At 64.2% G+C, this 12,255-nt stretch carries 14 protein-coding genes; 1 reads left to right on the top strand and 13 read right to left on the bottom strand.

Translation table 11 applies throughout. From position 1 onward, the window contains the following. The first annotated feature begins 37 nt into the window (after nucleotides 1-37). Nucleotides 38-193, top strand: coding sequence for a hypothetical protein (locus tag ACQ6S1_RS06175; RefSeq protein WP_445040315.1), 156 nt, complete (start codon nucleotides 38-40; stop codon nucleotides 191-193). 15 nt (nucleotides 194-208) lie between these two features. Here ACQ6S1_RS06175 and ACQ6S1_RS06180 read toward each other — a convergent pair whose 3' ends face one another. The 13 genes from ACQ6S1_RS06180 to ACQ6S1_RS06240 form a co-directional block, all read right to left on the bottom strand. Beyond that, nucleotides 209-481 carry a hypothetical protein gene (locus ACQ6S1_RS06180; protein ID WP_445040316.1) on the bottom strand — a complete coding sequence of 91 codons (273 nt, stop codon included), beginning with the start codon at nucleotides 479-481 and terminating at the stop codon, nucleotides 209-211. Nucleotides 482-539: 58 nt separating this feature from the next. Further along, a complete protein-coding gene (locus ACQ6S1_RS06185; RefSeq protein ID WP_445040317.1) occupies nucleotides 540-5,282 on the bottom strand; it encodes an NAD-glutamate dehydrogenase in 4,743 nt (1,580 codons plus the stop codon). Between the two features lie 59 nt (nucleotides 5,283-5,341). Next, nucleotides 5,342-5,962, bottom strand: coding sequence for a TPM domain-containing protein (locus ACQ6S1_RS06190; RefSeq protein ID WP_445040318.1), 621 nt, complete (start codon nucleotides 5,960-5,962; stop codon nucleotides 5,342-5,344). Beyond that, a complete protein-coding gene (locus ACQ6S1_RS06195) occupies nucleotides 5,963-6,796 on the bottom strand; it encodes a TPM domain-containing protein (RefSeq protein WP_445040319.1) in 834 nt (277 codons plus the stop codon). 4 nt (nucleotides 6,797-6,800) lie between these two features. Then, nucleotides 6,801-7,409 carry a LemA family protein gene (locus ACQ6S1_RS06200; RefSeq protein ID WP_445040320.1) on the bottom strand — a complete coding sequence of 203 codons (609 nt, stop codon included), beginning with the start codon at nucleotides 7,407-7,409 and terminating at the stop codon, nucleotides 6,801-6,803. Nucleotides 7,410-7,459: 50 nt separating this feature from the next. Continuing rightward, a complete protein-coding gene (locus ACQ6S1_RS06205) occupies nucleotides 7,460-7,906 on the bottom strand; it encodes a hypothetical protein (RefSeq protein ID WP_445040321.1) in 447 nt (148 codons plus the stop codon). After that, nucleotides 7,903-9,051, bottom strand: coding sequence for a dual-specificity RNA methyltransferase RlmN (gene rlmN / locus ACQ6S1_RS06210; RefSeq protein ID WP_445040322.1), 1,149 nt, complete (start codon nucleotides 9,049-9,051; stop codon nucleotides 7,903-7,905). Before rlmN ends, ACQ6S1_RS06205 begins: the two co-directional genes overlap by 4 nt. A 111-nt stretch (nucleotides 9,052-9,162) precedes the next feature. Next, nucleotides 9,163-9,519 (bottom strand): hypothetical protein, encoded by a 357-nt coding sequence (locus ACQ6S1_RS06215; RefSeq protein WP_445040323.1) that lies wholly within the window; start codon nucleotides 9,517-9,519, stop codon nucleotides 9,163-9,165. Between the two features lie 85 nt (nucleotides 9,520-9,604). Continuing rightward, a complete protein-coding gene (locus ACQ6S1_RS06220) occupies nucleotides 9,605-10,108 on the bottom strand; it encodes an invasion associated locus B family protein (RefSeq protein WP_445040324.1) in 504 nt (167 codons plus the stop codon). Between the two features lie 158 nt (nucleotides 10,109-10,266). Beyond that, nucleotides 10,267-10,632: a YkvA family protein gene (locus tag ACQ6S1_RS06225; RefSeq protein WP_445040325.1), complete on the bottom strand. Its 366-nt coding sequence runs from the start codon at nucleotides 10,630-10,632 to the stop codon at nucleotides 10,267-10,269. Then, the gene (locus ACQ6S1_RS06230) at nucleotides 10,633-10,959 is read right to left on the bottom strand and encodes a 4a-hydroxytetrahydrobiopterin dehydratase (protein WP_445040326.1); all 327 of its coding nucleotides are present in this window, start codon (nucleotides 10,957-10,959) and stop codon (nucleotides 10,633-10,635) included. Continuing rightward, a complete protein-coding gene (gene thpR / locus ACQ6S1_RS06235) occupies nucleotides 10,934-11,515 on the bottom strand; it encodes an RNA 2',3'-cyclic phosphodiesterase (RefSeq protein WP_445040327.1) in 582 nt (193 codons plus the stop codon). The genes ACQ6S1_RS06230 and thpR overlap by 26 nt, the downstream gene beginning before the upstream one ends. 26 nt (nucleotides 11,516-11,541) lie before the next feature. Next, on the bottom strand, nucleotides 11,542-12,225 hold the full coding sequence (locus ACQ6S1_RS06240) for an arylesterase (RefSeq protein ID WP_445040328.1): 684 nt from the start codon (nucleotides 12,223-12,225) through the stop codon (nucleotides 11,542-11,544). Nucleotides 12,226-12,255 lie beyond the last annotated feature (30 nt).

The following is a 12,255-nucleotide window of genomic DNA, read 5'->3' on the forward strand; positions in this document are numbered from 1 at the left end:
GATGCAGATCATTAGTTCGCGTTTGCCGCGTAGCTTGATGTGCGCTCTTCTTCTGGGCCTCGCCCTCACCCCGTTCGCTCCCGACACCGGCTCCGTGTCGGCTAATCCTCAGATTCCCCATCGCGTCGATGCGGCGCATCAGATCGTCTCAGCCGCTGTCACGGCCGGACATGTGGTCGAAATCGCCCGCTGATATCACCGCACGGGGTTAGTCGTATTCCGGGCGCCTGATCCGCTCGCCACGGGCGCGAGCCTCGTGAATGCGCTCGATATCCTCATAATGGTAGACGTGGCCGGAGGTGTTGATACGCACCGACGGACGATGACGATCCGGAATCTCCGCGTAGACGAAATCCAGGGCATCGGCCATGTGCTCGAAATGGCGCGGATGAGTGCCCGATCCGTTATGGATGTCGCCCAATATCGGCGTGTCGTCATTCCAGACGACGGTCGCAGATTCTTCCATGTTTACATCGGCCATGAGCGCTCCTCCCTTTTTCGAAGAAGCAACGCATGAACAGGCGAGATGTTCGCGCAGCCTAGCTTCTGGCGAGCCCCGAGATCATGTCGGCAGCGATCGTCAGCTTCGCCAGCGACAGGCCCGACCGGCTGATATCTGCCAGTTGCCGCGAGACCTGCGCCGCATCCTCCGGCAGGAGAATGACGCCGTGATCCGACGGCCGTGCCGCCAAGGCGCGCACAGCGGCCCCGATTTCGCTCAGAGCCCGATCGATGGCCAGACGCTCGTAATGGTCGCCGACGGCGATGGCGGATGCGGCCTGCTGAAGCGCGTCGAGACAGAGCTGCTCGGTCGTCGCGAAAAGCTTCTGTGCAGCGGGCACGATCTGAAGGCCTGAGCGCTCGGCGACCAGAACCGCATCCGGAGCCCGCGCAAGAGCCGGCAGAGCCGCAAGCCAGGACGCCAGTTCTGCGGGAACACCGGCCGCCTCGAATTCATCGGCACGGGCGCGCCAGCTTGTTGTCGCCTCCTCGCCCAGAACGTCGCCGAGGCCGGCACGAACCTCGTCCAGCGCGGCGCGGAAACGCGCCACGACGTCCTGGAGGCCTTGTTTCAGATCGACATTTCGCAGGAACCACGGCATCCGCGACAGGAGCAGATCCTGGACCGAACCATAGAGCTGGAGCTGGAGACTGCCTGAGATCTTCGCGTCAAGTGCGTCGATCCCGGCCATCAATTCGCCGATCCGGAAGCTGTCACGCACGGCGGCAAAGGCCGCCGCGCCCTCATCGACCCCGACATCGCCCAAGCGCGGCAGAAGCGAGGGCCCCCCAAGATCGATCATGGCGTTGGCGAGCCGGGTGGTGATGATCTCGCGCCGCAGCCGATGGGCATCGATATCGGCGCGATAACCCTCTCGCATCGGGCCCGGGAAATAACGCCCGAGCTCACGGCCGAGATAGGGATCGTCCGGCACGCCGCTCTCTAGCAGATCCGCATAAAGGGCGTTCTTGGCGTAAGCCAGAAGCACGGCGAGTTCGGGCCGGGTGAGAGAACGGCCGTTCGCCGCTCTCGCATCGAGCGCGGCCTCATCCGGCAGATATTCCACCGCACGATCGAGCAGGCCACGCTCCTCCAGACGGCGCATCAGGACACGCTCGAACCCCAGATCTTCCGCACCGCGACGCTCAGTCAGGGAGAGTGCCAATGTCTGGCGGTGATTGTTCGCGAGAACGAGGCCGGCAATTTCGTCCGTCATGCTGGCGAGGAAGGCCGAACGTGTGTCATCGCCCAGCCGGCCATCGTTGAGAGCCGGCTGCAGGCCAATCTTGATGTTCACCTCGTAGTCGGAAGTGTTGACGCCGGCGGAATTGTCGATGGCGTCGGTGTTGATGCGGACATTGGTTTGCGCCGCTTCGATCCGGCCGAGCTGCGTCGCACCAAGATTGGCGCCCTCACCCACCACCTTCGCCCGGATCTCGGAGCCCGTGACGCGGATCGGATCATTGCTCCGATCGCCGACGGCGGAATCGCTTTCCGAAGAGGCGCGGATGTAGGTGCCGATGCCGCCGAAGAACAGCAGATCGACATCCAGCCGCAGAATGGCCTGCATGACCTGCTGCGGGGTAACGCGGGAGGTAGGCAATCCGAGGAGGGCCTGCGCCTGTCGCGACAGATCGAGCGATTTGGCGCCGCGCGGGAAAACGCCGCCGCCCTCGGAGATCAGGCCGGAATCGTAATCCCTCCAACTGGAGCGCGGCAGATCGAACAACCTCTTCCGCTCGTCCCAGGAACGAGCAGGGTCGGGATCCGGATCAAGGAAGATGTCGCGATGGTCAAACGCGGCGACGAGCCGGGTCTGGCGCGACAGCAGCATGCCGTTGCCGAACACGTCGCCGGACATGTCGCCCACGCCAGCCGCCGTGAAGGGCGTGGACTGGATATCGATGTCCATCTCGCGGAAATGCCGCTTCACGGCTTCCCAGGCGCCGCGCGCCGTAATGCCCATCTTCTTGTGATCGTAGCCGACCGAGCCTCCGGATGCGAAGGCATCGCCGAGCCAGAACCCGCGGGCGATGGCAAGGCCATTCGCCGTGTCCGAGAACGTGGCCGTGCCCTTGTCGGCGGCAACCACGAGATAGGAATCGTCCGCGTCGTGGCGCACTGTATCGGCGGGGGGCACATTGTCCGCGCCCTCGATGTCGTCGGTCAGGTCGAGCAGGGCCGAAATGAAGATCTTGTAGGCCTCGGTGCCCTCCGCCATCCAGGCCGCGCGGTCCGATGCGGGCGGCAGGCGTTTGGGCACAAAGCCGCCCTTTGCCCCGACCGGCACGATCACCGCATTCTTGACCTGCTGTGCCTTGACCAGACCGAGGATCTCGGTCCGGAAATCCTCAGGCCGATCGGACCAGCGCAAGCCACCGCGCGCCACTCGCCCGAAGCGGAGATGCACGCCCTCCACGCGAGGCGACGAGACGAATATTTCGAACAATGGGCGCGGCGCAGGCAGCGCGTCGACCTTTGCGGCCTCCAGCTTGAAGGAGACGACCTGACGCGGGCCGCCGTCCGCTTCGCGCTGGTAGAAATTGGTCCGTACCATGCTCTGCACGAGATTGACGAAGCGGCGCAGGATGCGGTCCTCGTCGAGACTTTCGACATTCGCCAGATCGTCCTCGATCGCCGCGAGGACATCCGCCTGGGCGGCGGTGCGATCATCCGGACCGTCCGGTGAGAAGCGGGCGTGGAACAAAGCGACGATGCGGGCCGAGATGGCGGCGTGCTTCACCGCGACGCCCGCCATGTATTCGTGGCTGAAAGCAATGCCCGCCTGCCGCAGGTAACGGGAGACGGCGCGCAGGAGAGAGATCTCGCGCCAGTCGAGCCCCACTTCCAGGGCCAGCGCATTGTAATGGTCGCTTTCGGCGCAACGGGTCGCGACGGCTTCGCCGAGTTCCGTCAGCACCGAGCGCCGGGCGGCGAGATCGACAGACCCGCCATTGGCGCGACGCAGCCGCATATCATGCAGCCAGATGGCCCGCTCGGACCCGACATTGATCTCGAATGTGCGCTCGTCATCGGCCGCAAAGCCCATGGCGGCTAGAACGGGGATACGCTCGCTGAGCGGAATGGAACGTCCCAGCGAGAGAATTTCGAGGCCGACGCGGTCGTCGTCGGGTGTTCCCTCTTCCACGAACTGGATGGCGTAGAATCGTTGCTCGTCCAGCGCTTCCATACGCGCGATGTGCGCGAGCGCATCACCCGGCGCGAATGCTTCGCGGTAGCCAGCGGAGAAAGCATTGGCATAACGCGCCGCAAGGCCGCGCGCGGCCGGGCCCTCGTAATTTTCGGAGAGCGCCAGTTTGAGGCGGTCGGTCCATGTCTGGACCTCGAGAACGATGGCCTGTTCGAGCGCGACGAGATCCGTATCGGGCGCGTCCTCGCCGTCGCAGCCGATGATGTAGTGCACCCGAGTCAGCGGCACGCCTTCCAGGAAGGACGGGTGAAAGGCGGAGACACGACCCTCGAAAGCTTCGGCCAGACGTGTGCCGATGCGGGCGCGCACGTCGGAATCGTATTTGTCACGCGGGACGAACACGAAGACCGAAACGAAACGATGGAACGCGTCAGGACGCACGAGAATACGCAGGCGCGGGCGCTCATACAGGCTGACGATATCGACGGCAAAGCGCGCAAGCGTGTCGGCATCGATCTGGAACAGCTCATCGCGCGGATAGCTTTCCACGATCTGAGCCAACGCACGGCCGGAATGGCTTTCCGGATTGAAGCCCGTGGCCTGGCTGGCCGCTTCGAACTTGCGGCGCAACAGGGGGATGGAGGCGACGGGCTGGGTGTAGGCGGTAGCTGTGAACAAGCCGACCATCCGCAATTCGCCGGCCGTGCGGCCCTGTGCGTCGAAAAGCTTCACGCCAATATAATCGAGATGGGCGCGACGATGGATGCGCGAGCGGACGCTGGCCTTCGTGACCAGAAGCGGCACCGGCTCGGCCAGGAAGCGACGGATTTCCGGCGTCGTGGTGACGAAGGCGCCGCCCCGGCGCAGCACATAGGTCTGCGCGTCCCGAAGGATACCGAAACCCTCGCCGGTCGCCTCCTGCCCCTCGATCAAGGGCAACTCCCGCAGGCCGATGAAGATGAAGTTGTCATCCATCATCCAGCGCAGGAAGGCTTCCGCCTCCGCGATGTCGGCCTCCTTCAGGCCTGTACCCGGCGTGCGAAGACCCTCCAGCGCCTGGGACAGACGCGCCTCCATGACGGCGAAATCGTCCGTCGCGGCACGGATGTCGTCAAAGGTGCGGGCAAGGTCCTCGGCCAGGTCCTGCCGCGCGGTCTCATCCTCGATGCGCGCGATGTGCAGATGGATGAGGCTTTCATGACGGCGGCCATCGCCCGGCTCCGCAACCTCGAAGCTGTTGATCGCGCCATCCGCCCGGCGTTCGACGGCGAAGATAGGATGGGCGACAAGCCGCGGCTCGAACCCTCGCTGGAGCAGGCACGCCATGGCCGAATCCAGCAGGAAAGGCATGTCGTGATTGACGATCTCGACCACGGTGATGTCCGTGCAGCCGGGAAAATCGGGATTGACGATCTTGAGATCGTGACGGTTCAGCGCGCTGGTGCTCAGGTGCTCCCATGCGGCATGGGTCAGGGCCGCGAGAGCCGGCGCCTTCAGATCGGCTAGGTCCGCGGACGGCGTATTGGCGAAGAGCGCTTCCGCGAAATCCGGCGAAGTCTTACCGAGCTCGGGCTGGCGCACCGCCTCGCGAATGCGCTCCTGCACGGCTCTGCGATCGGAAGTCAACATAAGCACGTCCTCCTCGGTCGGTGCGTAGCGTAAGAGGATGTCCGCAGCATGTCCGCCAGCTAGATCCGGATCAGCTGGTCCGGCAATTCGTTGGCATCGTCGGGCGCCGGGGAGAAATGCTTGGCCAAAAGGCGGCCGGAATGATGGATGGCGGTGATGAGGCCTTCCGTCAGCCTGCCTTCCCGCGCCTCGCGCACGATCTCCTCGGCGACTTCATCCCATTCGGACTGGTCGACGCGGGCGGCGATGCCATCATCGGCGATGATCTCGACACGCCGCTCGGCGCGAGCCACGTAGATGAGAACGCCGGTGCGGTCCTTGGTGAGATGGATGCCATGCGCCAGGAACTGGTCACGCGCGGCGCGCTCCACCTCCTCGTCGGCAAGCCATGGCGGCACCAGACGTGTGCGCATGGTGCGGTGCGACAGGGCGAACGCAACGACGGCGAATACCAGCGGCTGAAGCGCCAGCACCAGATCAAAATTAAGATCAGTGAACAGGTGAAGCGGCCACACCGCGACAAAGGCCGCCACGGTGCCCCAGAACACCGGCACCAGCCGGTATTCGTCCGCCCGCTCGGCGACCACAACGAAGATTTCGCCGGCCGTTCCGGCCTCGGCTTTCTCCACGGCTGTCCGGATAAGGGCAGCCTGGGCCTCGGTAAGGGGTTCAGTCTGCATTCACCAACTCCCCGAGGATCCGCCGCCGCCGAACGAGCCGCCGCCGCCGCTGAACCCTCCACCTCCCCCGCCAAAGCCGCCGCCGAAGCCGCCACCTCCACCACCGCCGAAACTGCCGGGGAACGGCAGGATGACGGGCAATGTGCCGCGCCGGCGGCGACCACGGCCATTCCGGCGACCGAACATCAGGGTGAGAATCCAGAAACCGATGAAGACGAGGACGACAAACGGGATGCCGCCGCTATCCTCCGTGGCGCGACTGCCCTGCGCGGCCTGCTCGATGCGCCGCTTGAAATCCTCGTCGCCTTCGAGAAGCTGGACAAGGTCGTCCACACCGCGCGACACGCCGCCGGCGAAATCGTTCGCACGAAAGCGGGGCAGGATCGCATTCTCGATGATGAAACGGGAGGCTGCGTCGGTGATCGCACCTTCGAGGCCATACCCCACCTCGATACGGACCTTACGCTCGTTGGGCGCAACGAGAAGGAGCGCGCCGTTGTTCGTGCCTTTTTGCCCGATGCCCCAATGGCGGCCAAGCCGATACCCGTAATCGGCAATGTCGTAGCCCTGCAGGGAGCGCAGGGTGACGACGACGAGCTGATCTGAGCTCTTGCGTTCAAGCTCAGCCAGCTTGCCCTCGATCAACGCTTCGGTCTGGATGTCGAGGATCTCCGCCTCGTCCACGACGCGCCCGCTCAATGCGGGAAAGGCCGGATCGGCGTGAACGATCATGCCCCCGCAAAGCGCCGTTGCGACGAGCAGGAGCACCGCGAGAACGATGCTCCGCAACGCCGACAATGTTCGGCCGTACGCGGGAAGAACGAGCCCGGTCATCGGATCAGAACTGGACCCGCGGCGCCGTCTGATTCTGTTCGGATGTCGTGAAAGTGGCTTTCGGCGAGGCGCCGTAAATCCAGGCCCAAAGACGGCCAGGGAAGGTGCGGACCTCGGTGTTATAGGCCTGGACCGTGCCGATATAATCGCGCCGGGCGACGGCAATGCGGTTTTCCGTTCCCTCCAGCTGCGATTGCAGCGCGAGGAAGTTCTGATTGGACTTCAGGTCCGGATAGTTCTCGGTGACGGCCAACAGACGACCAAGTGCACCGGACAACTGATCCTGCGCCTGCTGGAAGCGTTCGACCGCCGCCGGATCGCTCAGCTGGTCGGTGTTGACGTTGATCGACGTCGCCTTGGCGCGCGCCTCGACCACGGCGGTGAGGGTTTCACGCTCCTGCGCGGCGAAGCCCTTCACGGTTTCAACGAGGTTCGGGATCAATTCGGCGCGCCGCTGATATTGATTCTGCACCTCGCCCCACGCCCCGTTCACCCGCTCGTCGAGGGTGGGAATGGTGTTGACGCCGCAACCGGCGACGAGGCTGCCGAACAGGACGGCGACAAGGACCGCGCGGATGCGGAAGAAGGGATTGGCCACAGGCTCGATCTCCATTCGGGAACTGAACGTGCTTCCACTAACCGGGAAGCATGGCAGAAACCAGTTCAGGAAGCGATGGGTTCCCGCGGGCGTTTTATTCCCGACCAGCGTCCGGACGAAACCCAATATCCGAGGCCGCCGGCAATGCCCGCCGCCGCAATGAGCGCGGGCTCAGCCGGCAGCGCGGGATAATCGGCGGGCCCCAGAATGCGCGACAAAGCCCCGGCAATCGCGAGACCGACGGCGGCGAAATAGAAAAAACTGCGCAGCGCGAAGATCTCGGCGAGGCCCACCGCGACAAGCACCGGGCCGAGCGCCGTGTAGCCAATGATGCCCGACATGACGACCGCATCGGTGAAGACCGCCAGCGCCGTCATCGTGACAAGGCCGGGATCGCCCGCCACAGGCGGATAGGCCCGCACCCATTCGACGCCGGCGATCAACGCGATCGCCGCAAAGATCGCCGCCAGATAACCAACCGGGATCAGGATGATGCGAGAAAGAATGGTCACTCGGCGGCGATGCCCGCGGCCGCCATGCGCTCCTTTGCCCGCAAGCGCTCGGTGGCTGATTTGAGCTGGCCGCAGGCAGCCAGGATATCGCGGCCGCGCGGCGTGCGGACCGGCGAGGCATAGCCCGCTCGGAACACGATCTCGGAAAATTCCTCGATCCGATCCCAGTCCGAACATTCATAGCCTGTGCCGGGCCATGGGTTGAACGGGATGAGATTGATCTTGGCCGGAATGCCCTTCAACAGTCGCACGAGTTCGCGCGCCTCGGCATTGCTGTCGTTGATGCCCTTCAGCATCACATATTCGAACGTGATGCGGCGGGCGTTCGACGCGCCGGGATACGTACGGCACGCCTCAAGAAGCTCGGCGATCGGGTACTTCTTGTTGAGCGGCACGAGCTTGTTGCGGAGCTCGTCGTGCGTGGCGTGCAGCGAGATGGCGAGCATGGAGCCCACCTCTTCGCCCAGCTTCTCGATGACCGGCACGACGCCCGAGGTGGACACGGTGATGCGACGGCGCGACAGCGACAGACCCTCGCCGTCCGACATCACCTCGATGGCGGCCTTGACGCCTTCGAAATTGTAGAGCGGCTCGCCCATGCCCATGAAGACGATGTTCGTCACCGCACGTTCGCCGTCCGGAACAAGACCTTCTGTTGAACGCGGCATACCCGGCCAGTCGCCGATGCGATCGCGCGCAACGATGAGCTGCGCCACGATCTCGGCCGAGGTGAGGTTGCGCACCAAGGTCTGAGTGCCTGTGTGGCAGAATGTACAGGCCAGCGTGCAGCCGACCTGACTGGACACGCATAGCGTGCCGCGATCGGATTCCGGGATATAGACGGCTTCGACCTCGTGCGGCCGCCGGTCATTGCCCTGAGGCGGCAGACGGATCAACCATTTGCGGGTGCCGTCGACCGAAATCTGCTCGGAGACGACCTCCGGCCGTTCCAGCGTGAAAGCCTGTTCCAATACGCTACGGAGGCCTTTGGACACATTCGTCATCGCCGCGAAATCGGTCACGCCACGATGATAGATCCAGTGCCAGAGCTGGGACACGCGCATGCGGCGCTCGCGCTCGGGCACACCGGCATGGCCGAGGGCATCGGACAGTTCGGCCCGCGTCAGCCCAATGAGCGACGGCATGGAAACGGCGGTTTGCGCCGCGACAGGTTCAGAGACAGCCAGCATAGCGGCTATATAAACAAAATAGCCCCGTTTTACACGGGGCTATTTCGTATTTCAGACGTGGATGGATTACTGCGAGCCGCCGCCGCCGGAACCACCGGAACCGCCGCCAGCCCCACCGCCGCCAGCACCACCGCCGGTACCGCCACCGGCGCCACCGCCATCACCAGATCCGGTGCCATCACCGCTCGTGCCTGTGCCCGCGCCAGCTCCCGTACCAGTCGAGCTGTCACTTGAACCCGTATTGTTCGTGGAGCCGGGCTGAGTACCTGTGGTGGTGGTGTTCTGGCCCTTGCTCACGCAACCGGCCGAACCCGCCTCACAATCAGGGGTAGACGGAGCCGGGTTGCTGCCGGTCTGAGCACCAGCCGCACTGGCCGCAAGAAGAGCGCCCGCCATCGTCGTGAAAAGAAGTGATTTCCGCATTTGGATTGCTCCCTTTGGATGTCCCAGGGGTCACAACCCGTTGCAGCAACACTGGTTCCCTCGGCGGTTGAAATACCGCTCGGGATCAGCGGCACTCCGCGTTGATCTTGTCGAGCGCCGCCGAGATGCCGCGAAGCGAATATGTGTCCGTGGTCACGTTGCCGCGACCGGACGTCGAACTCACCGTGACGGAACCGGCGGCACGCATGGCCTCCACCAGCCGCGCGTCGTCCTGCCCGTTCGACCAGCCGCGCTCGTTCTGGGTGACCAGCTGGAACGTGTTCGACCCGATCGTCAGATCCATCGTCGAGCCGGCGCGGGTGGGGAAGCCCACCTGGATGCTGACCTCGTTGCGAACGCTGTCGCCGGGGCGATGCGACACGAAGAAGTAAGCTGGATCGCGATTCAGGCCTTCCGGAGCGCGCGATTTCGGCTGCGAGATGACAAAGCAGACCTTGCTGCCCGAATTTGCGGTGTAGGCGCTCCAGTCCTGGAACTGGCCGAGCAATTGCTGGCCGGTCTGCGCGTTGGACACGTCCGGCGCGAACGCGATGAGAAGGAGCGTCAGAAAGAGGCGGCGGGCGATCATGGTCCTGGGCAATCCTGCGTTCGGCCGGCCGTGCCGGCGTGAGTGGACTGGCGGGGGAACGACCCCCCTCGCGGTCCAAATGTGGGCCGGGAAATGCTGACAACAGGTAAAAATTGGCGAAATTTGGAGAAGATTTGTGAAGTGTGGCCAGCCGGGCCTTACGCCTGCAGCCCGTTCCGCATGTTCTCCAGGGCAGATTTCGCTGCCGCGCGATGGCTGTCGCTGATGTGCGCGCCAACGGCGAGGAGCGCTGCGGACAGGACGCCGGCATCGTCCGCGAGCCCGAACAGGGGAAGGAAATCCGCCACCGCATCGAACGGAACGATGAAATACACGAGCGCGCCCAGCAGGATCAGCCGTACGCGTGTCGGAGTCTCGCGGTCGAACGCGCAATAATAGGCGGATACCGCATCTTCGGCGAAGGGAAGCCTCGCCGCCATACGACGCAGCTTCGGCCAGAAGCCCTTGCGGACGATGCGTTCCTTTTCCGTAAGTTCGAGATCGAGATCGGCAGCATCCGTCATTCAGGCAGCTCCATGAGCGGGAGAACGTTCCGTTTGATCCGCGAGACGATCGATCGTCCGGGCCAGTCGAATATCGCGTTCGCTCAAGCCCCCGATGTCGTGACTGGACAGAGATATGTCCACCCTGTCGTAGGAATTCGCCCAGTCCGGGTGATGGTTCATCGTCTCGGCGGCCAATGCCACCCGCGTCATGAAGGCAAATGCTTCGGAGAAATCGGCGAAGGTGAACTGCCGGTGGATGGCGGTGCCGTCAGCGGCGAGCGCCCAACCGCCCAGGGAAGCGAGCGCCGCCGCGCGCTCGTCACCATGCAAGGCCGTCTTCGTCATCGTGCTCATCCTCGTCCATCTCGAATCCGAACGGATAGGTCTGCTCGACCAGATATGGGCCACCACCGGTGGAATCGCGCGAGGAAAACAGCACGAAGCGGCTCGCCTCGAATGTCATGCGGGCCATGCCTCCCCGCATCGCCCGCCAATCGGCCACGGCGCGGGGAGAAGTGTCACGCAGCCGCGCGAGGGTGACATGGGGCGTGTATTTGCGGCTTTCCGCAGGAAGACCGACACGCCGCAGCACCCGCTCCTGCTCGGCCTGAAGATCCAGCAATTCCGCGCCGGGCTCGACCTTTGCGATCAGCGAGCGCGGCCGGACACCCCCGAACGCATCCAGCGCGTCGATGGTGACGGGGATCGGCTCACGATGACCATTGCCCAGCGCAAGGCTGGCCTCACGCGCGGTGCGCTCGTCCACGTCGCCAAGGAAACGCAGCGTGATGTGATAATTCTCGACATCGATCCAGCGGGCGCCGGGAAGCCCGCCGCGTAGCAGAGCGAGACGATCGGCGATCTTCGCCGGCACTTCGAGCCCGGTGAACAAGCGAGGCATGTCGTTCACTCCGTGAGGCGCGAATCTCAGGAACCGGAATCGATCCGGCGGATAAAATCTTCCACACTCGGCGTGATCCTGTCCACGATGAGGCGTACGCCTTCGGCCGTGGGATGGATGCCGTCCTGCAGATTGAGACGCGCCTCGCCCACCACGCCATCAAGGAAAAACGGATAGAGTGGATGTCCGTATTGCTTCGCGAGATCCGGATAGATCGCGTCGAACGCACCCGTATAGGCCGCGCCGAGATTGCGTGGGGCGTACATGCCTGCGATGAGAACGGGGATGTTGCGGGCTTTCAGGCGGTCGAGAATCTTGACGAGGCCGGCCTTTGTCGCCGCCGGGTCCTGACCGCGCAGGGCGTCGTTGGCTCCAAGCTCGAGAATGACGCCGTCTGTGCCACCGGGGATCGACCAGTCCAGGCGGGCGAGCCCGGCCGCCACGGTATCGCCCGACACACCGGCGTTGGCGACGACGACATCGTGGCCCCGTGATTTCAGCGATCGCTCAAGCACATTCGGAAAGGCTTCCGCGGGCGCAAGCCCATAACCGGCGGTGAGGCTGTCGCCGAAGGCGACGAGTTTCAGCGTGCGCGCCATGGCGGCTTCCGGAAACGTGATGACGGCAAGACAAACCGCGACGAGCGCTGCGACAATGCGGACGGCGCGCCCACCGTATCGTGACTGGCGGGAGGGGGACACCTTCTCCATATGGCAGAACTCCTGAACAGAGGAATGTGC

This window comes from Terrihabitans aquatilis (assembly GCF_052542005.1).

Excerpts from the sequence above, each read along its gene's own strand:
- ACQ6S1_RS06175 (WP_445040315.1), top strand. The coding sequence starts at position 38 with ATGTGCGCTCTTCTTCTGGGCCTCGCCCTCACCCCGTTCGCTCCCGAC.
- ACQ6S1_RS06180 (WP_445040316.1), bottom strand. The coding sequence starts at position 481 with ATGGCCGATGTAAACATGGAAGAATCTGCGACCGTCGTCTGGAATGAC.
- ACQ6S1_RS06185 (WP_445040317.1), bottom strand. The coding sequence starts at position 5,282 with ATGTTGACTTCCGATCGCAGAGCCGTGCAGGAGCGCATTCGCGAGGCG.
- ACQ6S1_RS06190 (WP_445040318.1), bottom strand. The coding sequence starts at position 5,962 with ATGCAGACTGAACCCCTTACCGAGGCCCAGGCTGCCCTTATCCGGACA.
- ACQ6S1_RS06195 (WP_445040319.1), bottom strand. The coding sequence starts at position 6,796 with ATGACCGGGCTCGTTCTTCCCGCGTACGGCCGAACATTGTCGGCGTTG.
- ACQ6S1_RS06200 (WP_445040320.1), bottom strand. The coding sequence starts at position 7,409 with ATGGAGATCGAGCCTGTGGCCAATCCCTTCTTCCGCATCCGCGCGGTC.
- rlmN (WP_445040322.1), bottom strand. The coding sequence starts at position 9,051 with ATGCCGTCGCTCATTGGGCTGACGCGGGCCGAACTGTCCGATGCCCTC.
- ACQ6S1_RS06215 (WP_445040323.1), bottom strand. The coding sequence starts at position 9,519 with ATGCGGAAATCACTTCTTTTCACGACGATGGCGGGCGCTCTTCTTGCG.
- ACQ6S1_RS06220 (WP_445040324.1), bottom strand. The coding sequence starts at position 10,108 with ATGATCGCCCGCCGCCTCTTTCTGACGCTCCTTCTCATCGCGTTCGCG.
- ACQ6S1_RS06225 (WP_445040325.1), bottom strand. The coding sequence starts at position 10,632 with ATGACGGATGCTGCCGATCTCGATCTCGAACTTACGGAAAAGGAACGC.
- ACQ6S1_RS06230 (WP_445040326.1), bottom strand. The coding sequence starts at position 10,959 with ATGACGAAGACGGCCTTGCATGGTGACGAGCGCGCGGCGGCGCTCGCT.
- thpR (WP_445040327.1), bottom strand. The coding sequence starts at position 11,515 with ATGCCTCGCTTGTTCACCGGGCTCGAAGTGCCGGCGAAGATCGCCGAT.
- ACQ6S1_RS06240 (WP_445040328.1), bottom strand. The coding sequence starts at position 12,225 with ATGGAGAAGGTGTCCCCCTCCCGCCAGTCACGATACGGTGGGCGCGCC.